Source organism: Thauera sp. DNT-1, from assembly GCF_055393985.1.
Window position 1 is genome coordinate 807,687 of the sequence record NZ_AP043752.1, and the last position, 24,703, is coordinate 832,389.

At 68.0% G+C, this 24,703-nt stretch carries 25 protein-coding genes and 2 tRNA genes; 7 read left to right on the forward strand and 20 right to left on the reverse strand.

What is annotated here, in order from left to right; all coding sequences use genetic code 11:
- Positions 1 to 67 precede the first annotated feature (67 nt).
- Genes ACZ5PP_RS03825 through rpoE form a run of 6 tightly spaced genes read right to left on the reverse strand, consistent with a single transcriptional unit; the run spans position 68 to position 4,379 of the window.
- The gene (locus ACZ5PP_RS03825) at positions 68 to 328 is read right to left on the reverse strand and encodes a glutaredoxin family protein (protein WP_012585479.1); all 261 of its coding nucleotides are present in this window, start codon (positions 326 to 328) and stop codon (positions 68 to 70) included.
- Positions 329 to 339: 11 nt separating this feature from the next.
- Complete coding sequence (locus ACZ5PP_RS03830; RefSeq protein ID WP_041589853.1) at positions 340 to 1,785, reverse strand: Do family serine endopeptidase; 1,446 nt, start codon at positions 1,783 to 1,785, stop codon at positions 340 to 342.
- A gap of 14 nt (positions 1,786 to 1,799) precedes the next feature.
- Positions 1,800 to 2,270 (reverse strand): SoxR reducing system RseC family protein, encoded by a 471-nt coding sequence (locus ACZ5PP_RS03835; RefSeq protein ID WP_231570676.1) that lies wholly within the window; start codon positions 2,268 to 2,270, stop codon positions 1,800 to 1,802.
- Positions 2,267 to 3,235, reverse strand: a complete 969-nt coding sequence (locus ACZ5PP_RS03840; protein WP_012585481.1) for a MucB/RseB C-terminal domain-containing protein — start codon at positions 3,233 to 3,235, stop codon at positions 2,267 to 2,269. Before ACZ5PP_RS03840 ends, ACZ5PP_RS03835 begins: the two co-directional genes overlap by 4 nt.
- Positions 3,232 to 3,771 carry a sigma-E factor negative regulatory protein gene (locus ACZ5PP_RS03845; RefSeq protein WP_464826770.1) on the reverse strand — a complete coding sequence of 180 codons (540 nt, stop codon included), beginning with the start codon at positions 3,769 to 3,771 and terminating at the stop codon, positions 3,232 to 3,234. The genes ACZ5PP_RS03840 and ACZ5PP_RS03845 overlap by 4 nt, the downstream gene beginning before the upstream one ends.
- 8 nt (positions 3,772 to 3,779) lie before the next feature.
- Complete coding sequence (gene rpoE / locus ACZ5PP_RS03850; protein WP_004302718.1) at positions 3,780 to 4,379, reverse strand: RNA polymerase sigma factor RpoE; 600 nt, start codon at positions 4,377 to 4,379, stop codon at positions 3,780 to 3,782.
- 217 nt (positions 4,380 to 4,596) lie between these two features.
- On the opposite strand from rpoE, the gene nadB reads away from it, so the two are divergent.
- Positions 4,597 to 6,195 (forward strand): L-aspartate oxidase, encoded by a 1,599-nt coding sequence (gene nadB / locus ACZ5PP_RS03855; protein ID WP_004302720.1) that lies wholly within the window; start codon positions 4,597 to 4,599, stop codon positions 6,193 to 6,195.
- Positions 6,196 to 6,243: 48 nt separating this feature from the next.
- On the opposite strand, the gene ACZ5PP_RS03860 is transcribed toward nadB, so the two are convergent.
- The 9 genes from ACZ5PP_RS03860 to ACZ5PP_RS03900 form a co-directional block, all read right to left on the reverse strand.
- Positions 6,244 to 6,741, reverse strand: coding sequence for a protein YgfX (locus ACZ5PP_RS03860; RefSeq protein WP_012585483.1), 498 nt, complete (start codon positions 6,739 to 6,741; stop codon positions 6,244 to 6,246).
- A gap of 22 nt (positions 6,742 to 6,763) precedes the next feature.
- Positions 6,764 to 7,999 (reverse strand): beta-ketoacyl-ACP synthase II, encoded by a 1,236-nt coding sequence (gene fabF, locus ACZ5PP_RS03865; RefSeq protein ID WP_004302724.1) that lies wholly within the window; start codon positions 7,997 to 7,999, stop codon positions 6,764 to 6,766.
- Positions 8,000 to 8,098: 99 nt separating this feature from the next.
- Entirely contained in the window at positions 8,099 to 8,338 is a 240-nt protein-coding gene (acpP, locus tag ACZ5PP_RS03870; protein WP_002930040.1) for an acyl carrier protein, read from the reverse strand.
- An 88-nt stretch (positions 8,339 to 8,426) separates the two neighbouring features.
- The gene (gene fabG / locus ACZ5PP_RS03875; protein ID WP_004302726.1) at positions 8,427 to 9,176 is read right to left on the reverse strand and encodes a 3-oxoacyl-ACP reductase FabG; all 750 of its coding nucleotides are present in this window, start codon (positions 9,174 to 9,176) and stop codon (positions 8,427 to 8,429) included.
- 3 nt (positions 9,177 to 9,179) lie between these two features.
- On the reverse strand, positions 9,180 to 10,109 hold the full coding sequence (gene fabD, locus ACZ5PP_RS03880) for an ACP S-malonyltransferase (protein WP_004302728.1): 930 nt from the start codon (positions 10,107 to 10,109) through the stop codon (positions 9,180 to 9,182).
- A 45-nt stretch (positions 10,110 to 10,154) separates the two neighbouring features.
- Complete coding sequence (locus ACZ5PP_RS03885; RefSeq protein ID WP_004302731.1) at positions 10,155 to 11,120, reverse strand: beta-ketoacyl-ACP synthase III; 966 nt, start codon at positions 11,118 to 11,120, stop codon at positions 10,155 to 10,157.
- A complete protein-coding gene (gene plsX / locus ACZ5PP_RS03890; protein WP_004302734.1) occupies positions 11,117 to 12,133 on the reverse strand; it encodes a phosphate acyltransferase PlsX in 1,017 nt (338 codons plus the stop codon). The genes ACZ5PP_RS03885 and plsX overlap by 4 nt, the downstream gene beginning before the upstream one ends.
- A gap of 95 nt (positions 12,134 to 12,228) precedes the next feature.
- A complete protein-coding gene (gene rpmF / locus ACZ5PP_RS03895; protein WP_004302736.1) occupies positions 12,229 to 12,408 on the reverse strand; it encodes a 50S ribosomal protein L32 in 180 nt (59 codons plus the stop codon).
- Between the two features lie 29 nt (positions 12,409 to 12,437).
- Positions 12,438 to 12,962: a YceD family protein gene (locus ACZ5PP_RS03900; protein ID WP_012585484.1), complete on the reverse strand. Its 525-nt coding sequence runs from the start codon at positions 12,960 to 12,962 to the stop codon at positions 12,438 to 12,440.
- Between the two features lie 141 nt (positions 12,963 to 13,103).
- On the opposite strand from ACZ5PP_RS03900, the gene ACZ5PP_RS03905 reads away from it, so the two are divergent.
- Together ACZ5PP_RS03905 and ACZ5PP_RS03910 are read left to right on the forward strand one after the other, a co-directional pair.
- A complete protein-coding gene (locus tag ACZ5PP_RS03905; RefSeq protein ID WP_004302740.1) occupies positions 13,104 to 13,679 on the forward strand; it encodes a Maf family protein in 576 nt (191 codons plus the stop codon).
- Positions 13,676 to 14,404: an SAM-dependent methyltransferase gene (locus ACZ5PP_RS03910; RefSeq protein ID WP_004302742.1), complete on the forward strand. Its 729-nt coding sequence runs from the start codon at positions 13,676 to 13,678 to the stop codon at positions 14,402 to 14,404. The genes ACZ5PP_RS03905 and ACZ5PP_RS03910 overlap by 4 nt, the downstream gene beginning before the upstream one ends.
- A 15-nt stretch (positions 14,405 to 14,419) precedes the next feature.
- On the opposite strand, the gene ACZ5PP_RS03915 is transcribed toward ACZ5PP_RS03910, so the two are convergent.
- Both ACZ5PP_RS03915 and ACZ5PP_RS03920 read right to left on the reverse strand, forming a co-directional pair.
- Positions 14,420 to 15,076 (reverse strand): HAD-IA family hydrolase, encoded by a 657-nt coding sequence (locus tag ACZ5PP_RS03915; RefSeq protein ID WP_004302744.1) that lies wholly within the window; start codon positions 15,074 to 15,076, stop codon positions 14,420 to 14,422.
- Positions 15,069 to 16,028 (reverse strand): RluA family pseudouridine synthase, encoded by a 960-nt coding sequence (locus tag ACZ5PP_RS03920; RefSeq protein WP_004302746.1) that lies wholly within the window; start codon positions 16,026 to 16,028, stop codon positions 15,069 to 15,071. The genes ACZ5PP_RS03915 and ACZ5PP_RS03920 overlap by 8 nt, the downstream gene beginning before the upstream one ends.
- A gap of 448 nt (positions 16,029 to 16,476) precedes the next feature.
- On the opposite strand from ACZ5PP_RS03920, the gene ACZ5PP_RS03925 reads away from it, so the two are divergent.
- Positions 16,477 to 19,662, forward strand: a complete 3,186-nt coding sequence (locus tag ACZ5PP_RS03925) for an Rne/Rng family ribonuclease (RefSeq protein WP_012585485.1) — start codon at positions 16,477 to 16,479, stop codon at positions 19,660 to 19,662.
- A gap of 153 nt (positions 19,663 to 19,815) precedes the next feature.
- Here the strand turns inward: ACZ5PP_RS03925 and ACZ5PP_RS03930 are convergent, their stop codons facing one another.
- Both ACZ5PP_RS03930 and uvrB read right to left on the reverse strand, forming a co-directional pair.
- Positions 19,816 to 20,289, reverse strand: coding sequence for a low molecular weight protein-tyrosine-phosphatase (locus ACZ5PP_RS03930; protein WP_004316277.1), 474 nt, complete (start codon positions 20,287 to 20,289; stop codon positions 19,816 to 19,818).
- 24 nt (positions 20,290 to 20,313) lie between these two features.
- Entirely contained in the window at positions 20,314 to 22,401 is a 2,088-nt protein-coding gene (gene uvrB / locus ACZ5PP_RS03935) for an excinuclease ABC subunit UvrB (RefSeq protein ID WP_043743470.1), read from the reverse strand.
- Positions 22,402 to 22,552: 151 nt separating this feature from the next.
- On the opposite strand from uvrB, the gene ACZ5PP_RS03940 reads away from it, so the two are divergent.
- The 3 genes from ACZ5PP_RS03940 (at position 22,553) to ACZ5PP_RS03950 (ending at position 24,059) form a co-directional block, all read left to right on the forward strand.
- On the forward strand, positions 22,553 to 23,761 hold the full coding sequence (locus ACZ5PP_RS03940; protein ID WP_012585487.1) for an amino acid aminotransferase: 1,209 nt from the start codon (positions 22,553 to 22,555) through the stop codon (positions 23,759 to 23,761).
- A gap of 88 nt (positions 23,762 to 23,849) precedes the next feature.
- Positions 23,850 to 23,925: transfer RNA gene (locus tag ACZ5PP_RS03945), tRNA-Asn, on the forward strand.
- A 58-nt stretch (positions 23,926 to 23,983) separates the two neighbouring features.
- Positions 23,984 to 24,059: transfer RNA gene (locus tag ACZ5PP_RS03950), tRNA-Asn, on the forward strand.
- 284 nt (positions 24,060 to 24,343) lie between these two features.
- Here the strand turns inward: ACZ5PP_RS03950 and mnhG are convergent.
- On the reverse strand, positions 24,344 to 24,700 hold the full coding sequence (gene mnhG / locus ACZ5PP_RS03955) for a monovalent cation/H(+) antiporter subunit G (protein ID WP_012585488.1): 357 nt from the start codon (positions 24,698 to 24,700) through the stop codon (positions 24,344 to 24,346).
- Positions 24,701 to 24,703 lie beyond the last annotated feature (3 nt).

Consider the following 24,703-nt stretch of genomic DNA (forward strand, 5'->3'; position numbering starts at 1 on the left):
AAGGTGCCTTTCAGCACCCGTTTCGGAAAGGATTCGGTTAGTCGCCGGGCGGGTTCGGTCCAGCGCGTCAGGCCCGCGATTCTAGCGGAAAACCGCCCAGATAAGCGCGGACCGCGGCCTCGTCGAGGTGATAGTGGCAAAGTTCGTGCTCCCCGTGCAGCAGCACGGGCACCCATTCACCCCAGCGCGCCTCGAGCTCGGGATGCTGGTCGACGTCGATCACCTCGATGCCCCAGCCGGCCGCTTCGGCGAGCGGGCGCAGGGCGTCCACGAGCACATGGCACAGGTGGCACCATTCCCGGCTCATCACGGTAAAACGCCGTTCCATCGCGACCGGGCTCACTTGTCGGCGCGCAGGCTGACATAGGACGCGCTCTCGCCGCGCCCGACCAGCAGGGTGACCTGCTGCCCGGGCTTGAGTGCGGCGACCACGCGTTCGAAATCCTCGATGCGATCGAGCCTGGCCTGGCGCCCTTCGACGACGATCGCCAGCACGAGGTCGCCGGGAACGATCTGGGCCCGCGCGGCGGACTTTTCGGCACGCTGCACCAACAGGCCGTGCGCAAGCCCGCGCTCGCGCCGCTGCTGCGCCGTGGGCGCGACGAGTTCGAGGCCGAGGCGGTTGGTCGCGCCCGTGGCCAGACCGACCGCCACGGGCTCGACCTCTTCCTCCGGGTCGCGCCATTCGCCCAGCGTCAAGCTCAGGGAACGCGGCGCCCCGTCGCGATAGATCTCGACCTCGACCTTGCTGCCCGGGCGCGCCGCCGCGACGATGCGCGGAAGGTCGGCCGAATTCTCGACGTTGCGCTGGTTGAAGCGCACGATCACGTCGCCCTGGACGACGCCGCCGAGCGCCGCCGGACCACCGGCCTCCACACTGCTCACCAGCGCACCCGCAGGGCGCGGCAGCCCGAAACTGTCGGCGAGGTCGCGGGTGATCTCCTGGATCGACACCCCGATGCGCCCGCGCTCCACCCTGCCCTTCTCGCGCAGTTGCTGCTGCACGTCCATCGCGACATCGATCGGGATCGCGAAGGACAGACCCATGAACCCGCCCGTACGACTGTAGATCTGCGAATTGATGCCGATCACCTCGCCACGCAGGTTGAACAGCGGCCCGCCCGAATTTCCCGGATTGATCGCGACGTCGGTCTGGATGAAGGGCACGAAGTTCTCGTCGGGCAGACTGCGCCCCTTGGCGCTGACGATGCCGGCGGTGACCGACTGCTCGAAGCCGAAGGGCGAACCGATCGCCAGCACCCACTCGCCCACCGCGAGCGCCTCGGGGTCGCCGAGCACGACATGAGGCAGGTCCTTGGCCTCGATGCGGATCAGCGCGACGTCGCTGCGCGCATCGGCGCCGATCACCGTGGCGTCGAACTCGCGCTTGTCGGCGAGGCGGACCACGATGCTCTCTGCGGCCTCCACCACATGCGCGTTGGTGAGGATGAAACCGTCGGCGCTGATGATGAAGCCCGAGCCGAGCGACTTGTCGTCGGGCTCCGCCCCCGGGTACTCGGGCATGCGCGGGATGAACTTGCGGAAGAACTCGAACATCGGATCCGACTCGTCGAGTTCCGGAAGACGGAAGGGTTGCTTCTGCGGCTGCGCAGCCACCTGGGTGGCGCTGATATTGACCACGGCGGCGCCCTGTGTCGCCACGAGGCGGGTGAAATCGGGGAGCATCGCCCGCTCTGCCGTGCCGGCCGCGAAGCCCCTCGGCGCGCAGAGCATCAGCAGGAGACAGAGCACCACGGCGAGCGCCCTCGCGGCGCTCGTTTGCATGCGGACTTCGGGGTTCATTGCAGGACGCGCAGCCGGCGGCTGCAATTCTCCTCGACCGAGAGCTCCATGCTGAGACTGTTCCGCCAGTTGCGGCTGCGCGACAGCATCCGATTGACGACCCAGGCCAGCGCGAGCCCCGCGACGCCCCCGGCCAGACCCCAGGCATCGCCGTGCTGCACGCCGCCCAAGAGGCTGCCGAACGCGGCGCCGACCAGAAGCAGCAGCGTCCCCAGCCCGTAGCTGACCAGCGCCGCGCGCAGCGGCGCACCGTCCGGGATGCGGATCACCACCGCATCGCCAGCTGCGAAGCGGGCGTCCGCGGGGATGGAGAATTCGTCCCGGGGCATGCCGAAGACGTGGGAGATCTGCACCGAGCCGCAACCACCCGGCTCGTCACAGCGTCCGCAGCCGCCCTGCTTGCCACTGAGCTTGACCCAGGCCTGACCATTCTCGATCCGCAGGATACGGGCGCGCGCTTCCATCATCGTGCCTCCGGCCGAATGCCCTCGCCGATGCGACGCACCGCCGCCTCTGGCGCCTCGCCGAGTGCGGTGACAAGGTGACCGTCGATCGCGCGCTTGAAAATGTTGATCGCGCCGCTGGAGAGCGGGCCGAGGCCGGCTCGCGAACCCTCGCCGATCGGTTCGATGAACACGGAGATCGCCGCCAGCCCGTCGCTGAAAACCATGTGCACCGCTTCACCGCGATCCCGCCCCAGCGGGCGCTTCATGGCCGAGGTGAGCGCGTAACCCGGAACCGCCGGCTCGAGCACCCAGCCGGCAGCCTCGACGGACATGCTGACACCGCGCGCATTGACCATCCGCCAGCCTTCGTCGGTCTTGAAGCGCGACTCGAGCAGGCTGTTCTCCACCTCGCCCCCGATGCGCAGCTCGCTGAAGCTGAATTGCTCGATGACAGCACCGTGCTGATCGAGCGTACGCGACTTCAGCAGCAGGCCCGACTGCACGTCGGCCCACAGCACGTGGCCGTAGCGCAATTCGTCCTTGGGCTCGAGGACCAGCGCCTGGGCCTCGAGCCCGGCCACCCTGCCCAATTCGCCCTTGCGCACACGGTAGTTTTCGGCCAGCCCGGTCGGCGACGCCGGCAGGCGAGCCGGGAAGGCGCGACGGCCCTGCGCTTCGTCGATGATCACCGTGCGCTCGTCGGGCAATACGCAACGCACCTCGGCACCACGGCGGATGATTTCGCGCGGACTGCCATCGAGGACCTCGAGGCGCTCGTACTCGCCGCTGGCATCGACACGATGCGCGATCCGCGAGGTCTCGACATGGCTGCCGGACTGATACACGAAGGTGCCAACGTAATTGAGTCGTTGCCCCGCGGTCGAGATGCGTCCGAGCCAGGACAAGGGGTCGGTCGGGTGTTCGGCAGACGCCGGTCCCTGCGCGAGCAGCGCGCAGAGACCGAGCATGGCGGGGAACCACCTCATCGAGCGCCGCCCTCGCGCGTGTCGGATACGGTGCGGACGTACTGCACGCCGGCCGGCATCGGGCGGCCGCGGCTGAGGCCCTGATGGGCGAAGAGATACTCGCGCATCGGATCGGCCGCCGGAGCGGCGACCGGGCGCACATTCGAGGAACCGACGAACTGGATCGGCGACGCGGCGACCGCCATCTGCGGCGCCGGCGCGTCCTGCCGGTACAGACTCGCGGCCACCAACCCCACCGCGGCCACCCCCATCACCGAAGCGGCCAGCGGCATCAGGCGATGCACGAGGCCGCGCTGCGCGAGGCCTGCCGCCGGGACCCCAGGCGCGAGCAGCGTCGGCTCGTCATCCAGGCTGACCATGACACGGGAAACGAAATCACTTGAACCGGCGGAGTCGCCACGCAGGGTGTCGCCGATCAGGCAATAGGTGTCCCACTCCTTGCGCAGCGAAGCATCCTTGCGCATGCCGTCGAACACCGCACGCATGCCCTGGTCGTCGAGATCTCCGTCGAACAGCGCCGACACTTTGTCCTTCATGCTTGCACCTACCAACGTTTGTCCGGGGCCGTGTCCAGCAGGGGCCGCAGACGTTCTGCTATCGCTTCGCGCGCACGGAAGATCCGCGAGCGCACCGTGCCAATCGGGCATTCCATGATGCCGGCGATCTCCTCGTAACTGAGCCCTTCGAGCTCGCGAAGCATGATCGCCGTCCTCAGTTCCTCGGGCAGTGCGGCCATCGCGTCCTCCACGGTTTCGCCGATCTGGCGGGTCATCAGCAGCCGCTCGGGCGTGTTGATGTCGCGCAACTGATCGCCTTCCTCGAAGGTCTCCGCCTCTTCAGAATCGAAACTCGTCGAGGTCGGGGCCCTGCGCCCCTGGGAGACCAGGTAGTTCTTCGCCGTGTTGATGCCGATGCGGTACAGCCAGGTGTAGAAGGCACTGTCACCCCGAAACGAACCCAGCGCTCGATAAGCCTTGATGAAGGTCTCTTGCGCCACGTCCTCGACTTCTGCCGAGTCGCGGATCAGCCTCGACAGCAATCTGTTCAGCTTGCGCTGGTACTTGGATACCAGCAGACCGAACGCCTGCTTGTCGCCACGTTGAACACGCTCGACGAGTTGCTGATCGAGTTCCCGATCGCTCATGGGTTCCTGTTGATTCCGGGGAATTCAAAGATTCGAAGATCCCGGATTATAAGCGAGCGGGCCACGTACTCAGCAGAAATCGAAGACACTGGAACTGACAGGGTCGGGTGGAAATAGTTCAGGCGCGCGGACGGGCAGGACGGACGACCGGGCGCGCCCGACGGCCTGTCACCGCATGCTATATTCCCTCTCCCGCAAATCCTGCCCGAGCGACATCTTGCTGAAACAGTACGACGTACTCATTCTTGGCAGCGGCACCGCCGGCCAGTCGATGGCCCTCCGTCTGGCGGACCGCCTGCGCGTGGCGCTCGTGACCAAGCGCGAGTTGGCTGACAGCGCGAGCAACTGGGCGCAGGGCGGCATCGCCGCGGTGCTCGACAACACCGACAGCATCGAAGCTCATATCCAGGACACCTTCGTCGCCGGCGCCGGCCTGTGCAACCCCACGTCGACGCGCTTCGTGGTCGAGAACGGCAAGCGCGCGATCGAATGGCTGATCGACCGCGGCGTACCCTTCACCCGCGAGGCCGACTCCCAGCTCGGCTACCACCTCACCCGCGAGGGCGGCCATTCCCACCGGCGCATCATCCACGCCGCGGACGCCACCGGCGCGGCGGTGCAGGCGACACTCGGCGACCACGTGCGCCGACACCCGAACATCGACATCTACGAGCACCACATCGCGGTCGATCTCATCACCGCGGACAAGCTGGGGCAGTCCGGCGCAGGCTGCCTCGGCGCCTACGTGCTCGACATCCACGGCGAGCGCGTGCTGACCTTCGCCGCGCGCAACACCGTGCTCGCCACCGGCGGCACCGGCAAGGTCTATCTCTACACGACCAACCCGGACGTCGCCACCGGCGACGGCGTCGCGATGGCGTGGCGAGCGGGCTGCCGGGTGGGGAACATGGAATTCATCCAGTTCCACCCCACCTGCCTGTACCACCCGCAGGCGAAGTCCTTCCTGATCTCCGAGGCGGTGCGCGGCGAGGGAGGCCTGCTGAAGCTGCCCGACGGCACGCGCTTCATGCCCGAGCACGACCCGCGCGAGGAGCTCGCACCGCGCGACATCGTCGCGCGCGCGATCGATTTCGAGATGAAGAAACGCGGCATCGACTGCGTCTACCTCGACATCAGCCACAAGCCGGCCGACTGGCTGCGCGGCCACTTCCCCAATATCCACGCGCGCTGCCTGGAGCTGGGCATCGACATCACCAAGGAGCCGATCCCGGTCGTGCCCGCGGCGCACTACTCCTGCGGCGGCATCATGACCGACCTTGCCGCGCGCACCGGCGTTCCCGGGCTCTACGCCGTGGGCGAATCTGCATGCACCGGCCTGCACGGCGCCAACCGCCTCGCGAGCAACTCGCTGCTCGAATGCCTGGTGTTCGGCGAAGCCGCGGCCGAGGACATCCTCTCCAAGGCGCAAGAGCCTGCACCCGTGCTTCCGGCTTGGGACGAGAGCCGCGTCACCGACGCCGACGAGGAGGTGGTGATCTCGCACAACTGGGCGGAACTGCGCCGCTTCATGTGGGACTACGTCGGCATCGTGCGCACCAACAAGCGCCTGCGCCGCGCCCAGCACCGCATCCGCCTGCTGTCGCGCGAAATCCACGAGTTCTACTCGAACTTCCGCGTCAGCAACGACCTGATCGAGTTGCGCAATCTGGTGACCACTGCGGACCTGATCGTGCGCTGCGCGCTCAAGCGCAAGGAAAGCCGCGGCCTGCACCACTCGCGCGACTATCCCGAGACACTTCCACGCGCACGCGACACCGTGCTTCGTCCGCCGGCGCGCACGCCCCGCAAACGCTGAGCGTCAGCCCTGTCGCGCCGGCGCGATCCGTCCGCGGACGAGACCGCGTCAGCGCGCAGCGGCTTCGGGCCCGACGCGCCCCGAGCGATGGCGCAGCCAGACCCTGAGGAGGCGGAAACTGCCGGCGGATAGATTGCCGGGAACGAGGAACAGCGTTCGAGCAACCGGGGCGCCCTGCCCCGGCGCCGATATCTGCGCGGGCACCAGCGTGAACCAGGCGGCCATCGGCAACACCACCTGCGAGCGTTCGCGCACCCGATACAGCCCACCTTCACCGTCCGGTTCCTGCAACAGTTCGAGCGTGCCGTCGCGCTCCAGCCAGAGCGTGCAGCCATCCAGACGAGCCTGCGCACGCAAGCCGCGAAACAGCGACAGGAAGATCAGCGCCCAGGCGCAGGCGGCGATCGCCCGATCCACGTCTCCCGCCTCCCAGTCCGTGAAGACAGGCACGTGAAAAAGCGCCAGTGCGGCCGCTGCATGCACGACCCACACCGACGCTTTCACGAGACTGCAGCCGCGCAGCTTCAGTTCGACGGGGAACTGCATGCCGCGGAGCAGAACGAAAGGCTCACACCCGGCGGAACACCAGGGTGCCGTTGGTTCCGCCGAAGCCGAAATTGTTCTTCAGGGCCACGTCGATCTTCATCTCGCGGGCGACGTTGGCGCAGTAGTCGAGGTCGCACTCCGGATCCTGCTCGAAGATGTTGATCGTCGGCGGCGAAATCTGGTGGTACACCGCCAGCGCGGTCACAACCGACTCCAGCCCCCCGGCGCCACCGAGCAGGTGACCGGTCATCGACTTGGTGGAGTTCACCACCAGCTGCTTCGCCGCTTCGACGCCGAAGGCGAGCTTGATCGCGTCCGTCTCGTTCTTGTCGCCGAGCGGGGTCGAGGTACCGTGCGCGTTGAGGTACTGCACCTGATCGACGTTCACGCCGGCGTCCTTCATCGCATTGACCATGCTGCGGCGCGGGCCGTCGGTGTCGGGCGCGGTCATGTGGTAGGCGTCGCCGCTCATGCCGAAGCCGGCAACCTCGGCGTAGATCTTCGCGCCCCGGCGCCTGGCGTGCTCGTACTCCTCGAGCACCATCACGCCGGCACCCTCGCCGAGCACGAAGCCGTCACGCCCCTTGTCCCACGGCCGGCTGGCGGTGGCGGGATCGTCGTTGCGGGTGGACAGCGCCTTGGCCGAGCCGAAGCCGCCAATGGCGAGGTTGGTCACGGTGGATTCCGCGCCACCGCACACCATCACGTCGGCATCACCGTAGCCGATCATGCGCGCGCCCATGCCGATCGCGTGCAGGCCGGTTGTGCAGGCGGTGACCACCGCGAGGTTGGGCCCCTTCATGCCGAACATGATCGAGAGGTTGCCCGAGATCATGTTGATGATGGTGCCCGGAATGAAGAAGGGCGAGATCTTGCGCGGGCCGCCACCGAGGAAGTCGTTGTGCGTATCCTCGATCATCGGCAGGCCGCCGATCCCCGAACCGATATTGATGCCGATGCGGTCGGCGTTGGCCTCGGTGACCTCGATGCCGGAGTCGCGGATCGCCTGGATGCCAGCGGCCATGCCGTAGTGGATGAACACATCCATGCGGCGAGCTTCCTTGGGCGACAGGTAGGCGGACACGTCGAAGTCCTTCACCTCGCCGGCGATGCGGGCAGCGAAGTTGCTCGCGTCGAAACGGGTGATCGGACCGATGCCGCTCTTGCCGGCGATCAGGTTGGACCAGGCTTCGGTAACAGTATTGCCGACAGGCGAGATCACGCCCAGACCGGTGACGACGACTCTACGACGCGACACAGGCGACTCCGTTGAAATCGTTGGAGAAATTCAAACCTGTCCGGTTGCCGCAACGATGCGCGGTAACGCGGACAGGACGCGCGGGAAAATGCGCGGGGATTACTTCTTGAGGTGGGCGTTGACGTAGTCGATCGCCTGCTGGACGGTGGTGATCTTCTCGGCCTCTTCGTCCGGGATCTCGCACTCGAATTCTTCTTCCAGCGCCATGACCAGTTCCACGGTGTCCAGCGAATCCGCGCCCAGATCATCGACGAACGAAGACTCGGTCTTGATCTCCGATTCGTTCACGCCAAGTTGCTCAGCGACGATCTTCTTGACGCGCTGTTCGATGTTCTCCATGAACCAACTCCTTCCTGAGGGTGACAGGTGAATGTAAAAAGCCGGCGTATTCTACCAAAACGCCGCGGAACCGCTATCCCGACGCAAATCAGGACATGTACATGCCGCCATTGACGTGCAGGGTGGTCCCCGTCACATAGGCGGCAGCGGGGGAGGCGAGGAACGCCACGGCGCCGGCGATTTCTTCCGGACGACCGAGACGGCCCAGCGCGATGTTGCCGAGCAAGGCGTCGCGCGCGGCTTCGGGCAGCGCGCGCGTCATGTCGGTGTCGATGAAACCGGGGGCGACGCAGTTGACCGTGATGTTGCGGCTGCCGAGTTCGCGCGCCAGCGCGCGCGTCATGCCCGCCACGCCGGCCTTGGCGGCGGCGTAGTTGGCCTGGCCCGGGTTGCCGGAGCTGGCCACCACCGAGGTGATGTTGATGATGCGGCCGTGGCGGGCCTTCATCATGCCGCGCATGACCAGCTTGCTCATGCGGAAGACCGCGCGCAGATTGGTGTTCACCACCGCATCCCACTCCTCGTCCTTCATGCGCATGGCAAGGTTGTCGCGGGTGATGCCGGCATTGTTGACCAGGATGCCGACCGCACCGAAGCGCTTCTCGACCTCGCCGACCAGCGCCTCGCAGGCTGCCGCGTCGGTCACGTCCAGCGCCATGCCGGCCCCCTGGATGCCGGCGTCGGCGAGCGCCTTGCCGATATCGGCGGCGCCGGATTCCGAGGTGGCGGTGCCGACCACCGTCGCACCCAGGCGGCCGAGTTCGAGCGCCACCGCACGGCCGATGCCGCGCGACGCGCCGGTGACCAGGGCGACCTGGCCTTCGAGCGAAAAACTCATGTCTTACCTCACCGCCGCAATGGCTTGTTCCAGGCTCGCCGCGTCATGCGCCGAGCCACCCTCGACTTCCTTGGCGATGCGCTTGGTCATGCCGGCGAGCACCTTGCCGGGGCCGCACTCGATGACGTGGCTCATGCCGCGGGCGCCCATCGCCTGCACGAGCTCGATCCAGCGCACCGGCGAATACGCCTGCCGCACCAGGGCGTCGCGGATCTTCTCGGGATCATCGTAAACCGCGACGTCGACGTTGTTGATGACGTCGATCTCCGGCTTGACGATCGCCACACCGGCCAAGCGCTCGGCCAGGCGCTCGGCGGCCGGGCGCATCAGCGCGCAATGGAAGGGCGCGGAAACAGGCAGCAGCACGGCACGCTTGGCGCCCTTGGCCTTGGCGATCTCGCTCGCGCGCTCGACCGCGGCCTTGGCGCCGGCGATCACGATCTGCCCCGGCGCGTTGAGGTTGGCTGCCTCGACCACCTGGCCCTGCGCGGCCTCGGCGCAGGCCGCATGCACCGCGTCGGGCTCCAGGCCCATCACCGCCGCCATCGCGCCCTCTCCCGCCGGCACGGCCTCCTGCATGGCTTGGGCGCGGAAACGCACCAGCGGCACGGCGTCCTTGAAGGCCAGCGCGCCCGCGGCGACCAGCGCCGAGTACTCGCCCAGGCTGTGGCCGGCGACCAGGGCCGGTTTCGGCCCGCCCGCGGCCCGCCAGGCACGCCAGGCCGCCACGCCGGCGGTCAGCATCAGCGGCTGGGTGTTGACGGTGAGGGCAAGGCGCTCGGCAGGGCCGTCGCAGACCATCGCCCAGAGATCCTCTCCGAGGGCCTCGGAGGCCTCCGCGAAGGTGTCACGGATGACGGCGGACTCGCCGTAGGCGGCCATCATGCCGACCGATTGCGAACCCTGGCCGGGAAAAACCAGCGCAAAAGCCATGCTGTTCTCCGCTTGTGTCGAAAGTGGGAAATCGGGAAACGAAGCTCAGAAATCGATCAGGGCCGCGCCCCAGGTGAAGCCGCCACCGACGCCCTCGACCACGATGCGATGCCCCGGGCGCAACCGCCCCGCACGCACCGCCTCGTCGAGCGCGAGCGGAATCGACGCCGCCGAGGTGTTGCCGTGATGATCGAGCGTGGTCACGACGCGCTCCATCGGCACACCGAGCCGCTTGGCGGTGGCCTGGATGATGCGGATGTTGGCCTGATGCGGGATCAGCCAGTCGACACTGGACGCCTGCACACCCGCGGCATCCAGCACCTCGTTGGCCACATCGCCGAGCACCTTGACCGCGAACTTGAACACGGCCTGGCCGTCCATGCGCAGGAAGGGATCGCCGATCACCTGCCCCGAGGCCACAGCGCCCGGCACGCACAGGATGGGGTGGTGGCTGCCGTCGGCGTGCAGCGCCGAAGCCAGGATGCCCGGCCGCTCCGAGGCCTCGAGCACGACCGCGCCTGCGCCGTCGCCGAAGAGCACGCAGGTGCCCCGGTCGGACCAGTCGAGGATGCGCGAGAACACCTCGGCGCCGATGACCAGCGCGCGCTTGTTGCTGCCCGAGCGGATGAACTTCTCGGCCACGCTGAGCGCATAGATGAAGCCGCTGCACACCGCCTGCACGTCGAAGGCGGCGCCGCCGTTGCGGATGCCGAGCTTGGACTGCACGAGGGCCGCCGTGCTCGGGAAGATGTAGTCGGGCGTGGAGGTGGCGACGATGATGAGGTCGATGTCCTCCGCTTCGCAGCCGGCGGCCTCGATCGCGCGCTCGGCGGCGACGCGGGCGAGGTCGCTCGCCCCGGTGTCGGCCGCCGCCAGATGGCGGCTGCGGATGCCGGAGCGGCTGACGATCCACTCGTCGGAGGTATCGATGCCACGCTTGACCAGGTCGTCGTTGCTGACCGGTTCGCCGGGCAGGTAGCTGCCGGTACCGGCAATCCGTGCATAGATCATGCCTTCGCCTCGTTCATGCTCGCCATGCGTTCGGAGATGCGCTCGATGAGCCGGTTCGACGCCGCTTCGGCAGCGCGCGAAAGCGCATTGCCGAATGCGAGCACGTCGGCCGAGCCGTGACTCTTGAGCACCACGCCGCGCAGGCCGAGCAGCGGCGCACCATTGTAAAGACGATGATCGACGCGCTTCTTGAAGCGCTTGAGCACCGGCATCGCCGCCACCGCCAGCAGCTTGGTGAACAGCGTGCGCTTGAACTCCTGCTTCAGGAAGGCGCCGACCATCTGCGCCAGGCCCTCGGAGGTCTTGAGCGCGACGTTGCCGACGAAGCCGTCGCAGACGACCACATCCACCGTGCCCTCATAGATGTCGTTGCCCTCGACGTTGCCCTGGAAGTTGAGGCCGCTGTTACGCAGCAGCTCGCCCGCTTCCTTGACGACGTCGTTGCCCTTGATGACCTCCTCACCGATGTTGAGCAGGCCGACCGTAGGACGGTCCTTATGCTCGATCGCAGCGACGAGCATCGCGCCCATCACACCGAACTGGAGCAGATGCTCGGCGCTGCAATCGACGTTGGCGCCGAGGTCGAGCACATACGTGTGCCCCTTCATCGACGGCAGCACGGTCGCGATCGCAGGGCGATCGATCCCGGGCAGGGTCTTCAGCACGAAGCGCGAGATCGCCATCAGCGCGCCGGTATTGCCCGCCGAGACGGCAGCGCTCGCCTCGCCCGCCTTGACGAGGTCGACCGCGACGCGCATCGACGAATCCTTCTTGTTGCGCATGGCGATCGCGGGCGGATCGTCCATGGCCACCACCTCGGAGGCCGCGCGCACGCGGATGCGCGCGCCGAACTCGGTCGTCGCGTTGCCGAGCAGGGGCGCGATCGCCTCCTCCCGCCCGACGAGGATCGCGCTGGCCTGGGGATGGCTGCGCAGGAATTCCAGCGCGGCTGGCACGGTCACGACCGGGCCGTGATCGCCACCCATGCAGTCGATCGCAATGGTGACACCCATCGGGTTCTCGCGTGATTACAGGTTTCGGGAGCCGGAAAAAAGGCGGCGCCGGCGCAATGCGCCCGACGCCGCCCTTCTCGATTCAGGCAGCAGGATTACTCGCCCTTGCCCTTGGCGACCTTCTTGCCACGGTAGAAACCGCTGGGGCTCACGTGGTGGCGCAGGTGGGTCTCGCCGGTGGTGGGCTCGACGGCCAGCGCCGGACCGGTGAGGAAGTCGTGGGCACGGTGCATGCCACGCTTGGACGGGGACTTCTTGTTCTGCTGAACGGCCATGAGTAAAGCTCCTAAAACAAATATCGCGCCTATTTCGCGCTGTGACTGCCTCGCAGCGACGCCAGCGCAGCGAAAGGCGATTCCTTCGACGCACCACCATCGGGCCGTGGCGCGTCACAAACCTGGTGTCGCGGGGCGATCGGCAGGGCGAGCAGGATCTCGTCCTCGACCAGGGCGATCACGTCGAGCTCGCCATCGAGCTCGATCGCATCGATCTCGTCATCCTCGAGCTCTTCCTCGGGGATGGGCTGACCCGAACGCACCGGCTGCAGCACCGAGTCCACCCGGACCGGCCATGCCATCCCGCCGAGGCAGCGCTGGCAGCAAAGCTGCAACTCGCCCTCGAACATCAGGTGCAGCCGCGGTTCACGCGCCTCGACGCCTTCGACCATCGACCCCTCGATCCGCCACGACACCTGCCCGCCGGACGACGCGAGCACGTCGGACAGACGCAACATCTCCGCGACAGCGGTCACGCCTTCCAGCGTGCGCGCCTCCGCGGCAAATCGAAACGGGTCGGAGATGATCCTGGATGGATCGCCATGTTGCGACATAAGCCGCGCATGATAATATTTTTCGCATCGGCCTGTAAAGGCTTCATTCGATTCGGGAAGCCCCACCCCGATCCCTCCTCTCCAGCACAGTCGCGCGAACAACTCGACCGGTCTCCGGCGGGTCGTGTTCGCACCGGACCCATGAAGATCGTCCTCGCCTCCACCTCCGCCTACCGCCGGATGCTGCTCGAGCGCCTGCAACTCCCCTTCGAGACCGACCGCCCGGAGACGGACGAATCGCCTCTGCCCGGCGAGGCACCCGCCGCCACCGCCGAACGCCTGGCGCTGGAGAAGGCCCGTGCCGTCGCCGCGCGCTGGCCCGGCGCGCTGATCATCGGCTCGGACCAGGTCGCCCACCTCGGCAACGAGGTCTTCGGAAAGCCGGGCACCGAGGCGCGTGCGATCGCGCAGTTGCAGCGCATGCGCGGACAGACCGTGGTCTTCCACACCGCACTCGCCCTGCTCGACACCCGCAGCGGCCACGCCCAGGTCGAGGGCGTGCCGACGCACGTCCGCTTCCGCGAACTCTCCGACGACGAGATCCGCCGCTACGTCGAGCGCGAACGGCCGCTCGACTGCGCCGGCAGCGCCAAGTCCGAAGGCCTCGGCATCGCGCTGCTCGAAGCGATGCGGGGCGACGACCCCACCGCACTGATCGGCCTGCCGCTGATCGCCCTCGCGCGCATGCTGCGCACGGCCGGAGTGCATCTCCCATGAGCGGCGACGCCATGCCGCGCGGCAACCTCTACCTGGTCCCCGTGGCCCTGGGCGAGCACACACCGTGGGCACACTTCCTGCCTGCGCAGGCACAGGCGATCGCAGCCGGCCTGCGCCACTTCGTCGTTGAGACCGCGCGCGCGGCGCGCGCCCACCTCAAGCAGCTCGACTATCCCCACCCGCTGCGCGACACGGACATCCGCGAGCTGCCCGCCGAGGCCGCCGACGCGGCGCTCGACGCGCTGCTCGCCCCCGCGCTCGCCGGCACGGACCTCGGCCTGCTCTCGGACGCCGGCTGCCCGGCGGTGGCCGACCCCGGCGCCCGCCTGGTGGCACGCGCGCACGCCCTCGGCATCCGCGTCGTGCCGCTGGTCGGCCCCTCCTCCATCCTGCTCGGGCTGATGGGCTCGGGGCTCAACGGCCAGAGCTTCGCCTTCCACGGCTACCTGCCGGTGGCCGAGGGCGAGCGCGATGGGGCCCTGCGCACGCTCGAGGACGAATCCCGGAAGCTCGGGCGCACGCAGATCTTCATCGAGACGCCTTATCGCAACGAGCGCATGCTCGACGCCCTGCTGCGCACGCTCAAGCCCGAAACCCGGCTGTGCGTGGCCTGCGAACTCAACACCGCGGACGAATTCCTCCTCACCCGCAGCGTGCGCGAGTGGAAGAAGGCTGCGCGCCCCGCCCTCGCCCGCCGCCCCGCGCTCTTCCTGCTGCTGGCCTGAACGACGCTACGCGGCTCAGGCGTTGGCCAGCAGCCAGCCCGCGAGCTCGCCCGGCGTACGCACGCAGGCGAGCGGGGACTCGGCCACCAGCACCTCGACCGGATGCGCGCCGAAGCCCACCGCCAGCCCGGCGGTGCGCGCGTTCTTCGCCATCTGCAGGTCGTGGGTGGTGTCGCCGATCATCAGGGTGCGCTCCGGCGCCACGCCGAGCTCGTCCATGAGCGCTTCAAGCATCGCCGGATGCGGCTTGGAGAAGCACTCGTCGGCGCAGCGCGTGGCATGAAAATAGCGACCCAGCCCGGTGTGGCAGAGCGCACGGTTCAGGCCCACGCGGCTCTTGCCGGTGGCGACCGCCAGCAGGTGGCCGCGCCCGGCAAGCGCGTCGATCAGCGCGTCGATGCCCTCGAAGAGGCTCAGCTCGTGATCCGAGGACAGGTAGTGGTGACGATAGCGCTCGACCATGCGCGGATAGTCGGACTCTTCCAGATCGGGCACGGCGTGGCGCAACGCATCGCCCAGGCCGAGGCCGATGACGTAGCGCGCGCGCTCCTCGGAGGGCACCGGCAGATCGAGGTCGCGCGCCGCGGCCTGCATCGCACGCACGATGGCGGCAGCCGAATCCATCAAGGTGCCGTCCCAGTCGAAGACGATCAGGTCGAAACGTTCAGCCATGCTTTTTCTCCGCGGCATCGAGCCGGTCGAGGAAGGTTTGCAGGTCCGCGGGCAGCGGCGAATCGAAGGCGAGCGGCGCACCGGTGAGCGGGTGGGCGAGGCGCAGCTTCGCAGCGTGCAGGAACATCCGCCGCAAGCCCTCGACCTCCAGGCGCTTGTTGAGCGCGAAGTCGCCGTATTTGTCGTCGCCGCACAGCGCGAAGCCGAGATGGGCAAGATGCACGCGGATCTGATGCGTGCGCCCGGTCTTCAGTTCCACCTCGAGCAGGCTGTAGTCGCGCCAGCGCCGTACCAGGCGCACGATGCTGTGCGCCGCCTTGCCCTCGTCCGCGACGCGCACCCGGCGCTCGCCTTCGGCGGTCAGGTACTTGTGCAGCGGAACCTTGACGTGCTGCAGCGGATTGGACCAGCGCCCCGGCACCAGGGTCAGATAGCGCTTCTCCACGCTGCCCTCGCGCATCATGTCGTGCAACGCGGTGAGCGCCGAGCGTTTCTTCGCGACGATCAGCAGCCCCGAGGTCTCGCGGTCGAGGCGATGGGCGAGCTCGAGCATGCGTAGCTCGGGGCGCTGCACGCGCAGCTGCTCGATCACCCCATAGCTCACCCCGCTGCCGCCATGCACCGCCTTGCCGGAGGGCTTGTCGATGACGAGCAGCGCCTCGTCCTCGTACACCACCGGCAGCGGCTTGCCCGCCGGCGCGGGTGCGGCGTGGGTCGGCTCGGCGATGCGGATCGGCGGGATGCGCACCTCGTCGCCCTCCTGCAGGCGATAGGTCTGCTGCACGCGACGCCCGTTCACCCGCACCTCGCCGCTGCGCAGGATGCGATAGACGTGGCTCTTGGGCACCCCCTTGGCGATGCGCAGGAGGTAGTTGTCGATGCGCTGGCCCGCCGCCGCCTCGTCGATGCGTTCGTGGCGAACCGCGATCGCTTTGCCTTCAATCGTCGTCATGAAATATACTTTCGCGCGGTTGAACCGGTCGCTGCCACCCAAGTGCGGCGCGTCAGCAGTCCGTCAGGTCGAAACACCTGCTCCGGACGACGCGCGCAGACTGCTGGCAAAGAGCCCTGAAGAGCGCTCCCGGTCACAACCCTTGCCCGCCATCCAAGGCCGAAAAGGCGCCGATGGTAACGCAAGCGATCCCCTTCGACACACCCATCCAGCCCCCGGGTTGGATTTTGACGCGCAAGTCACCGACGCAGGATCAAATGTTCCGGCCACGCTGCCGCACCGGCACCGCGGGCGGGAACAAGAGAAATTCGACCAGCCGACCCATCACAGCCCTGTTAACCCACCGGATGAAAGCAGCAGCCCTACCCAATCGCTCCTGATCCCGGAAAGCGCGATGGTGCGCGCCGTTCGTCCTGCCCGTGTGTCTTCTCGCGGGAGAACGATCCAAATGAAGCGCATGCTTTTCAATGCGACGCAGGCCGAAGAACTGCGCGTCGCGATCGTGGACGGTCAGAAACTGATCGACCTCGATATCGAATCGGCCGCCAAGGAAGAACGCAAGAGCAACATCTACAAGGCCGTCATCACCCGCATCGAGCCCAGCCTCGAGGCGGCGTTCGTGGACTACGGTGCCGACCGCCACGGCTTCCTGCCGTTCAAGGAGATCTCGCGTTCCTACTTCCAGCCTGGTGCGGACGCCAAGGCCTCGATCAAGGAAGCCCTGAAGGAAGGCCAGGAACTCATCGTCCAGGTCGAGAAGGACGAGCGCGGCAACAAGGGTGCGGCGCTCACCACCTACATCTCGCTGGCCGGCCGCTATCTGGTGCTGATGCCCAACAACCCGCGCGGCGGTGGCGTCTCGCGCCGCGTCGAGGGTGACGAGCGCGCCGAACTGCGCGAGAACATGGATCAGCTCGACGTCCCCCAGGGCATGAGCCTGATCGCGCGCACCGCGGCGATCGGCCGCAGCGCCGAAGAGCTGCAGTGGGACCTCAACTATCTGCTGCAGCTGTGGACCGCCATCGAAGGCGCGGCACAGGGCCAGTCCGGCGCCTTCCTGATCTACCAGGAAGGCAGTCTGGTGATCCGCGCGATCCGCGACTACTTCCAGCCCGACATCGGCGAGATCCTGATCGACACCGACGACATCTTCGAGCAGGCCACGCAGTTCATGGCCCACGTGATGCCGGGCAACGTCGCCCGCGTGAAGCGCTACAGCGACGACGTGCCGCTGTTCTCGCGCTTCCAGATCGAGCACCAGATCGAGTCGGCCTATTCGCGCCAGGTGAACCTGCCCTCGGGCGGTGCCGTGGTGATCGACCATACCGAGGCGCTGGTGTCGATCGACGTCAACTCGGGCCGCGCCACCAAGGGCTCGGACATCGAGGAGACCGCCTTCCGCACCAACTGCGAGGCGGCCGACGAGATCGCCCGCCAGCTCCGCCTGCGCGACCTCGGCGGCCTCATCGTCATCGATTTCATCGACATGGAATCGGCCAAGAACCAGCGCGAGGTCGAGAACCGCCTGCGCGACGCGCTGCGCCACGACCGCGCCCGCGTGCAGACCGGCAAGATCAGCCGCTTCGGCCTGCTCGAGCTGTCGCGCCAGCGCCTGCGCCCGGCGCTCGCCGAAACCAGCTACATCACCTGCCCGCGCTGCAACGGCACCGGCCACATCCGCAGCACCGAATCGTCGGCGCTGCACATCGTGCGCATCCTCGAAGAAGAGGCGATGAAGGACAATACCGGCGCGGTGCACCTGCAGGTGCCGGTCGATGTCGCCACCTTCCTGCTCAACGAGAAGCGGGTCGACATCGCGCGCATCGAGATGCGCCACAAGGTGCAGCTCATCATCGTTCCGAACCGCCATCTCGAGACGCCGGCGCACGAGATCATCCGCCTGCGCCACGACCAGCTCAACACCGAGGACATCGCCCTGGCGAGCTATCAGATGGTGCAGAAGCCGGTCGAAGAGGACACCCGCCTGCCCTCCAAGGCCAACGAGCGCCCGGCACGCCCCGAGGCCGCGGTGAAGGGCATCGCCCCCGCGCAGCCTGCCCCGATGGCTGCACCCGAGCCCGCTCCCGCCTCGGCCCCGGCCCCTGCCGCGCCCGAGCCCAAGGGGCTGATCGCGCGCATCATGGGCTGGTTCTCCGCCGGCAAGGGCGCCGCGGAACCGGTCCCCGCCCCGGTCGTGGAAGAGACTCCGAAACGCGAGGCGCGCCCGCGTGGCGAACGCAGCGGCGAGGGTCGCCGCAATGGCGGCAGCAATGGCGGCCGTGGCCGTCGCGGCGAGCGCGACGGCGAGGCGCAGCCCTCCACCCGCGGCAGCCGTGCCGAGCGTGGCGAGAGCACCGAGCGCCCGCAGCGCGTCGCGGCCGAGCGTGCCGAGCGCCCCGAGCGTGCCGAGCGCCCCGAGCGTGCTGAACGCCCCGAGCGTGCCGAGCGCAGCGAAGGCGGCCGCCGTGGTCGCGGCCAGCGCGGCGAGCGTGCCCAGGAAGGCGCCGAGCAGCGCGCGGCCCAGACCGAGGACGATCTGCTGAAGGCCGCCACCGCCACTGCGATGGTGGCAGCGGCCACGACGGCGGACTCCGGCACGACCGAGACCGTTGCCAGCACGGAAGGCGGCGAAGAGGAAGGCACCCCGTCCGAGAAGCGCCGCCGTCGCGGCCGTGGCCGCGGCCGTCGCTCGGGCGAGCCGCAGGGCATCGACGGCGCCGCCGAAGCGGGTAACGAAGCCGAGACCGGGGCGAAAGCGCCCGAGGGCGAACTGCCGGGAATCGCGGCGTCCGCCGTCGAGCAGGGGACCGTCGAGTCCGCGCACGCTGCCAGCCCGGTCACGACCGGACAGGACGCGAACGTCGGCGCTGCCGCCACAGCCGTGGTGCAAACCGCTCCGGCGGATGCGCAGATCGCCGAACTGCCGATCGTCGGCGGCACCGCGGAGGACGTCACACCGGTCGCCCTGGCCGCACCTCAGGTGCCGCTTGCCCCGGTGCCGGTCGGCGCAGCGCTGGAAGTCGTCGCTGAAACGGCGCCTGCCGCGGAGGTCCCGGTCGACAAGGCCCTTGCGGCCGAAGCGGTGCTCGCCGAGCAAGGTGCTGCTGCCGAAGAGCTTGCCGCCGGGAGTGCTGCCACGGTCGAAGCGGTATCCGCCGCGGCGCCCCGTGCCGAGACCGCTGCCATGATCGATTCGGCTTCTGCCGAGGAAGCGCCGCCTGCGGTCGCCTCCGCAGCGGGCGAGGAGGCGGTCATCGGCACCGAACCCGTCGCGGTCGCCGAGCCCGCCCCCACGTCGAGCGCCGGCGTCCCCCCCGAGGTCGCCGCCGCAGCGCCGGAAGCCGTGCCAGCCCCGCTCGCGGATTCGACGGAGGTCGCCGAACCGTCCGTGCCTGCGGCAGCCGAGTCGACGGTGGTTCGCGCGATGGAAGCCGGCCGTGCCAGCCACGCGCCGAGCGCACCGATCGCGGTGCCGTCCGGCGACAGCGGCCTGATCAGGATCGAGACCGATCCGGCCAAGCGCGTGCAGTTCGGCACCGGCGCCCCGGAGCAGCCGGCACGCCTGGGCCGCCAGCCCCGCCCGGCCGCAGTGATCGCCGAAGAGCCGCTGCAACAGGTCGAGACCCGCAAGTAAGCGGTTCCACCAACCCCGGCGCGAAGGCTTGTCGAGCGCACATCGCGACTTGCATCGCTCCTGCAGGAAACCAGCCCGCGTGGTTGCGCTTTCCGCAGGAGCGGCGCGAGTCGCGATTTCCTTGTCGCCCCGAACTCAGCCCTCGCCCCGAACTCAGCCCTCGCCGCGGACGCGTTGCACGATCCCGCGTGCTGCGTCTTCACACATGTCGAGCACCAGGTCGAAGCCCTTCGGCCCGCCGTAGTAGGGATCGGGCACCTCCTCGCCGTGAGCTTGCGCGCCGGCGAAGGGCAGGAAGAGCTGCAGCTTGGGCCGGTACACCTCGGGGCAATGGCGCTGCATGTGCTCGAGATGCCCGCGGTCCATCGCCAGCAACAAGTCGAACTCCTGGAAGTCGCGCAGCTCGAGCTTGCGCGCGCGCAGCGCCGAGAGGTCGTAGCCGCGCAGCTTGGCCGCCTTCTGCGTGCGCGGGTCGGGTGCCTCGCCGGCGTGGTAGCCCTGCGTGCCGGCAGAGTCGAGCAACACCTGCGCACCCAGCCCGCCGGTCTCGACGAAGTGGCGCGCCACCGCCTCGGCGGTCGGCGAGCGGCAGATGTTGCCAGTGCATACGAACAGGATCCTCTTCATCCCCTCCCCTCCTCTTCTTGTTGTTCACACGCTGCCATGCTGGTCGGCGCCGAAGGCGCGCTCGCGCAGCTTGAAGAGCTCGTCGCGCGCCGCCGCCGCCTTCTCGAACTCGAGGTTGCGGGCGTGCTCCTGCATCTCCTTCTCCAGCCGCTTGATCGCGCGCGCCAGCGCCTTCTCGTCCATCGCCGCGTAGTCGCCGCCCTTCTCCGCCACGCGCGCGACGTCGCGCTTCGCGCCATCGGCATCGTACACCCCGTCGATGATGTCCTTGATGCGCTTGGTCACCGACTTCGGCACGATGCCGTTGGCCTCGTTGAATGCGATCTGCTTGTGGCGACGGCGCTCGGTCTCCCCGATCGCCGCCTTCATCGAGTCGGTGACGCGGTCGGCATAGAGGATGGCGGTACCGTGCAGATGGCGCGCGGCGCGGCCGATGGTCTGGATCAGCGAACGCTCCGAGCGCAGGAAGCCTTCCTTGTCGGCGTCCAGGATCGTCACCAGCGACACCTCCGGGATGTCCAGGCCTTCGCGCAGCAGGTTGATGCCGACCAGCACGTCGAACTCGCCCAGGCGCAGGTCGCGGATGATCTCGACCCGCTCCACGGTGTCGATGTCCGAGTGCAGGTAGCGCACGCGGATGCCGTTGTCGGCGAGATAGTCGGTGAGGTCCTCGGCCATGCGCTTGGTGAGCACGGTGACCAGCACACGCTCGTTCACCACCAGGCGCTTCTTGATCTCGGACAGCAGATCATCGACCTGAGTCATTGCCGGGCGCACCTCGACCATCGGATCGATCAGGCCCGTCGGGCGCACCACCTGCTCCACGACCTGGCCCTGGTGCTCCTCCTCGTACTTCGCCGGGGTAGCGGAGACGAAGACGGTCTGCGGCATAAGGCGCTCGAATTCGTCGAACTTGAGCGGCCGGTTGTCCAGCGCCGACGGCAGGCGGAAGCCGTAGCCGACCAGGTTCTCCTTGCGCGAGCGGTCGCCCTTGTACATGCCGCCGACCTGGCCGATGGCCACGTGCGACTCGTCGATGAAGAGCAGCGCATCCTGCGGCAGGTAGTCGATCAGCGTCGGCGGCGGCTCGCCCGGACCGCGCCCGGACAGGTGCCGGGAGTAGTTCTCGATGCCCTTGCAGAAGCCCATCTCGTTCAACATCTCGAGGTCGAAGCGGGTGCGCTGCTCGATGCGCTGCGCCTCCACCAGCTTGCCCTCGCGCTGGAAGAAGGCGACGCGCTCCTTCAACTCCTCCTTGATCGCCTCGATCGCCTGCAGCACCGTCGCGCGCGGGGTCACGTAGTGGCTGGACGGATAGACGGTGAAGCGCGCCAGCTTGTGCCTGAGGTGTCCGGTGAGCGGATCGAACAGGGTCAGGTGTTCGATCTCGTCGTCGAACATCTCGATGCGCACCGCGAGCTCGGCGTTTTCCGCCGGGAAGACGTCGATCACATCGCCGCGCACGCGGAAGGTGCCGCGGCGGAAGTCGATGTCGGCGCGGGTGTATTGCATCGCCACCAGGCGCTGGATGAGGTCGCGGTGCGCCATGCGCTCGCCCTCGCGCAGGTGCAGGATCATGGCGTGGTAGTCGACCGGATCGCCGATGCCGTAGATGCACGACACCGTGGCCACGATGACCACGTCGCGGCGCTCCATCAGGCTCTTGGTCGCCGACAGGCGCATCTGCTCGATGTGCTCGTTGATCGACGAATCCTTCTCGATGAAAAGGTCGCGCGAGGGCACGTAGGCCTCGGGCTGGTAGTAGTCGTAGTAGCTGACGAAGTACTCGACCGCGTTCTCGGGCAGGAACTCCTTGAACTCGGCGTAGAGCTGCGCGGCCAGCGTCTTGTTGGGCGCCAGCACCAGGGCCGGTCGCCCCATGCGGGCGATGACGTTGGCCATGGTGTAGGTCTTGCCCGAGCCGGTCACGCCGAGCAGGGTCTGATACATCAGGCCGTCCTCGACGCCTTCGCACAGCAGGCGGATCGCCTCGGGCTGGTCGCCGGCGGGCGGAAACGGCTGGTGCAGGCGGAAGGGGCTGCCCTCGAAGCCGAGCACGGTCCCGCCTTGCTGCGGTGCATCGTTTCCGGCGCTATTGCCTTGAGTCGTCATGCTAAAATTCCCGCTCCATTCCGGTGCATCGCCGCACGGCGGCACCGGACGAAAACGCCGATTATTTCCCAAATCGCGTGACAAGGCACGGCGCAAGTCCGTTCCCGCCACGCGCATTCACTGCCGCCCTACCGGAACAACTGGAGTCCTCATGTCCGCTTCGATCTTCGCCGCCGTCGAGATGGCGCCCCGTGACCCGATCCTTGGCCTCAACGAGGCCTTCGCCGCCGACACCCGCGCCGAGAAGGTCAACCTCGGCGTCGGCGTGTACTACGACGACAACGGCAAGATCCCGCTGCTCGCCGCCGTGCGCACCGCCGAGAAGGCACGCCTCGAAGCCATGCCGCCGCGCGGCTACCAGCCGATCGAAGGCCCCGCGGCCTACAACAACGCGGTGCAGGGCCTGCTCTTCGGCAAGGACTCGCAGCTCGCCACCAGCGGCCAGACCATCACCGTCGAGGCCCTCGGCGGCACCGGCGCGCTCAAGGTCGGCGCCGACTATCTCAAGCGTCTCGTCCCCGGCGCCACCGTGTACATCTCCGACCCGAGCTGGGAGAACCACCGCGCGCTGTTCGAATCCGCCGGCTTTCCGGTCGAGAACTACCCCTACTACGACGCCGCCAGCCGCGGCGTGAACTTCGCCGGCATGAAGGCCAAGCTCGACAGCCTGCAGCCCGGCTCGATCATCGTGCTGCACGCCTGCTGCCACAACCCCACCGGCGCAGACCTGTCCGACGCGCAGTGGGACGAAGTGGTCGCCGTGTGCCGCGAGCGCGGCCTGATCCCCTTCCTCGACATGGCCTACCAGGGCTTCGCCGAAGGCATCGACGCCGACGCCGTGGCCGTGCGCGCGCTGTCGGCCAGCGGCCTGCAGTTCTTCGTGTCGAGCTCGTTCTCGAAGAGCTTCTCGCTCTACGGCGAGCGCGTCGGCGCGCTGTCCATCGTCACCGCCAGCAAGGAAGAGGCCGGTCGCGTGCTGTCGCAGGTCAAGCGCGTGATCCGCACCAACTACTCCAACCCGCCGATCCACGGCGGCGCCATCGTCGCCGCGGTGCTGAGCTCGCCCGAGCTGCGCCAGATGTGGGAAGACGAGCTCGGCGGCATGCGCGAGCGCATCCGCGCCATGCGCACCGGCCTGGTCGAGCAGTTGAAGGCCGCGGGCGTGGCGCAGGACTTCTCCTTCGTGATCAAGCAGCGCGGCATGTTCTCCTACACCGGGCTCACCGCCGCGCAGGTCGAGAAGCTCAAGGCCGATTTCGGCATCTACGCCGTGTCGACCGGCCGCATCTGCCTGGCCGCGCTCAACTCCAAGAACATCGGCTACGTCGCCAAGGCGATCGCGCAGGTGGTCAAGGGCTGATCCAGCCCGGCCAGGGCGGCGGGATCGCAAAATCTTCCGCCCCAGCCTTGACGAGCGCGCATCTGCTGCCTAAAATGCGCGCCTCTGTTCCCCGATAGCTCAGTCGGTAGAGCGCCGGACTGTTAATCCGTAGGTCCCTGGTTCGAGCCCAGGTCGGGGAGCCAAGTTTCAGGACTTGGTGTTTCATAAAGGAACAGCAAGCCAGCATCGCAACCGAGTACTTCCTCGATAGCTCAGTCGGTAGAGCGCCGGACTGTTAATCCGTAGGTCCCTGGTTCGAGCCCAGGTCGAGGAGCCAGCATCGCCAACAAGAAAGCCAATCCTTCGGGGTTGGCTTTTTTGTTGGCGGGGCCAGCGCGACGCGGCACTATTCCGCGCCGGATCGACCTCGCCTATCGCGACTTGCGTCGCTCCTACAGGCGGGCGGAACGACCCGACGGCTCACGGAAGCGATGACGACCGAGCCCGCGGTGGGAGCGACGCAAGTCGCGATACGGCGCGCGAACGAGCACCGGCGTCCGGCCCCGCGCCACGATGCGTCAACGAGCACTGAAACCGGGTTCGCCGCCGTGCCGCGAGCCCTCACGAATTGCCCGCATCGTTCGCCGGGTCCATCTCGCGCGCGGCACGCAGGTCGCGGTACACCGCGGCACGCATGATCAGCATCGACACCACCGGCGCGGTCATCAGCACGAAGACGCTGATCAGCAACTCGTGGATCACCAGGCGCGACTGTGTCACGGTGAAGTACAGCATCGATGCCACCAGGATGCAGCCGGCGCCGAGCGCGATGCTGATCGCGGGGCCGTGGATGCGCTGGTAGAAGCTCTGCAGGCGCGCCAGGCCGAGCGTGCCGACGAGGGTGACGATGCCGCCCAGCACCAGCAGCAGGGCCACCGGGATCGCCGCCCACCACGGCAGGGATTCGGCACCGCTCATTGG

Coding starts and splice junctions, on each gene's coding strand:
- uvrB (WP_043743470.1), bottom strand. CDS start 22,401: ATGACGACTCAAGGCAATAGCGCCGGAAACGATGCACCGCAGCAAGGC.
- ACZ5PP_RS03905 (WP_004302740.1), top strand. CDS start 13,104: ATGAAGATCGTCCTCGCCTCCACCTCCGCCTACCGCCGGATGCTGCTC.
- ACZ5PP_RS03840 (WP_012585481.1), bottom strand. CDS start 3,235: ATGAGGTGGTTCCCCGCCATGCTCGGTCTCTGCGCGCTGCTCGCGCAG.
- ACZ5PP_RS03830 (WP_041589853.1), bottom strand. CDS start 1,785: ATGCAAACGAGCGCCGCGAGGGCGCTCGCCGTGGTGCTCTGTCTCCTG.
- ACZ5PP_RS03860 (WP_012585483.1), bottom strand. CDS start 6,741: ATGCAGTTCCCCGTCGAACTGAAGCTGCGCGGCTGCAGTCTCGTGAAA.
- mnhG (WP_012585488.1), bottom strand. CDS start 24,700: ATGAGCGGTGCCGAATCCCTGCCGTGGTGGGCGGCGATCCCGGTGGCC.
- fabG (WP_004302726.1), bottom strand. CDS start 9,176: ATGAGTTTTTCGCTCGAAGGCCAGGTCGCCCTGGTCACCGGCGCGTCG.
- ACZ5PP_RS03825 (WP_012585479.1), bottom strand. CDS start 328: ATGGAACGGCGTTTTACCGTGATGAGCCGGGAATGGTGCCACCTGTGC.
- ACZ5PP_RS03925 (WP_012585485.1), top strand. CDS start 16,477: ATGAAGCGCATGCTTTTCAATGCGACGCAGGCCGAAGAACTGCGCGTC.
- ACZ5PP_RS03845 (WP_464826770.1), bottom strand. CDS start 3,771: ATGAAGGACAAAGTGTCGGCGCTGTTCGACGGAGATCTCGACGACCAG.
- acpP (WP_002930040.1), bottom strand. CDS start 8,338: ATGGAGAACATCGAACAGCGCGTCAAGAAGATCGTCGCTGAGCAACTT.
- ACZ5PP_RS03900 (WP_012585484.1), bottom strand. CDS start 12,962: ATGTCGCAACATGGCGATCCATCCAGGATCATCTCCGACCCGTTTCGA.
- ACZ5PP_RS03920 (WP_004302746.1), bottom strand. CDS start 16,028: ATGACGACGATTGAAGGCAAAGCGATCGCGGTTCGCCACGAACGCATC.
- ACZ5PP_RS03940 (WP_012585487.1), top strand. CDS start 22,553: ATGTCCGCTTCGATCTTCGCCGCCGTCGAGATGGCGCCCCGTGACCCG.
- ACZ5PP_RS03835 (WP_231570676.1), bottom strand. CDS start 2,270: ATGATGGAAGCGCGCGCCCGTATCCTGCGGATCGAGAATGGTCAGGCC.
- fabD (WP_004302728.1), bottom strand. CDS start 10,109: ATGGCTTTTGCGCTGGTTTTTCCCGGCCAGGGTTCGCAATCGGTCGGC.
- ACZ5PP_RS03915 (WP_004302744.1), bottom strand. CDS start 15,076: ATGGCTGAACGTTTCGACCTGATCGTCTTCGACTGGGACGGCACCTTG.
- rpmF (WP_004302736.1), bottom strand. CDS start 12,408: ATGGCCGTTCAGCAGAACAAGAAGTCCCCGTCCAAGCGTGGCATGCAC.
- ACZ5PP_RS03910 (WP_004302742.1), top strand. CDS start 13,676: ATGAGCGGCGACGCCATGCCGCGCGGCAACCTCTACCTGGTCCCCGTG.
- rpoE (WP_004302718.1), bottom strand. CDS start 4,379: ATGAGCGATCGGGAACTCGATCAGCAACTCGTCGAGCGTGTTCAACGT.
- ACZ5PP_RS03885 (WP_004302731.1), bottom strand. CDS start 11,120: ATGATCTATGCACGGATTGCCGGTACCGGCAGCTACCTGCCCGGCGAA.
- ACZ5PP_RS03930 (WP_004316277.1), bottom strand. CDS start 20,289: ATGAAGAGGATCCTGTTCGTATGCACTGGCAACATCTGCCGCTCGCCG.
- plsX (WP_004302734.1), bottom strand. CDS start 12,133: ATGGGTGTCACCATTGCGATCGACTGCATGGGTGGCGATCACGGCCCG.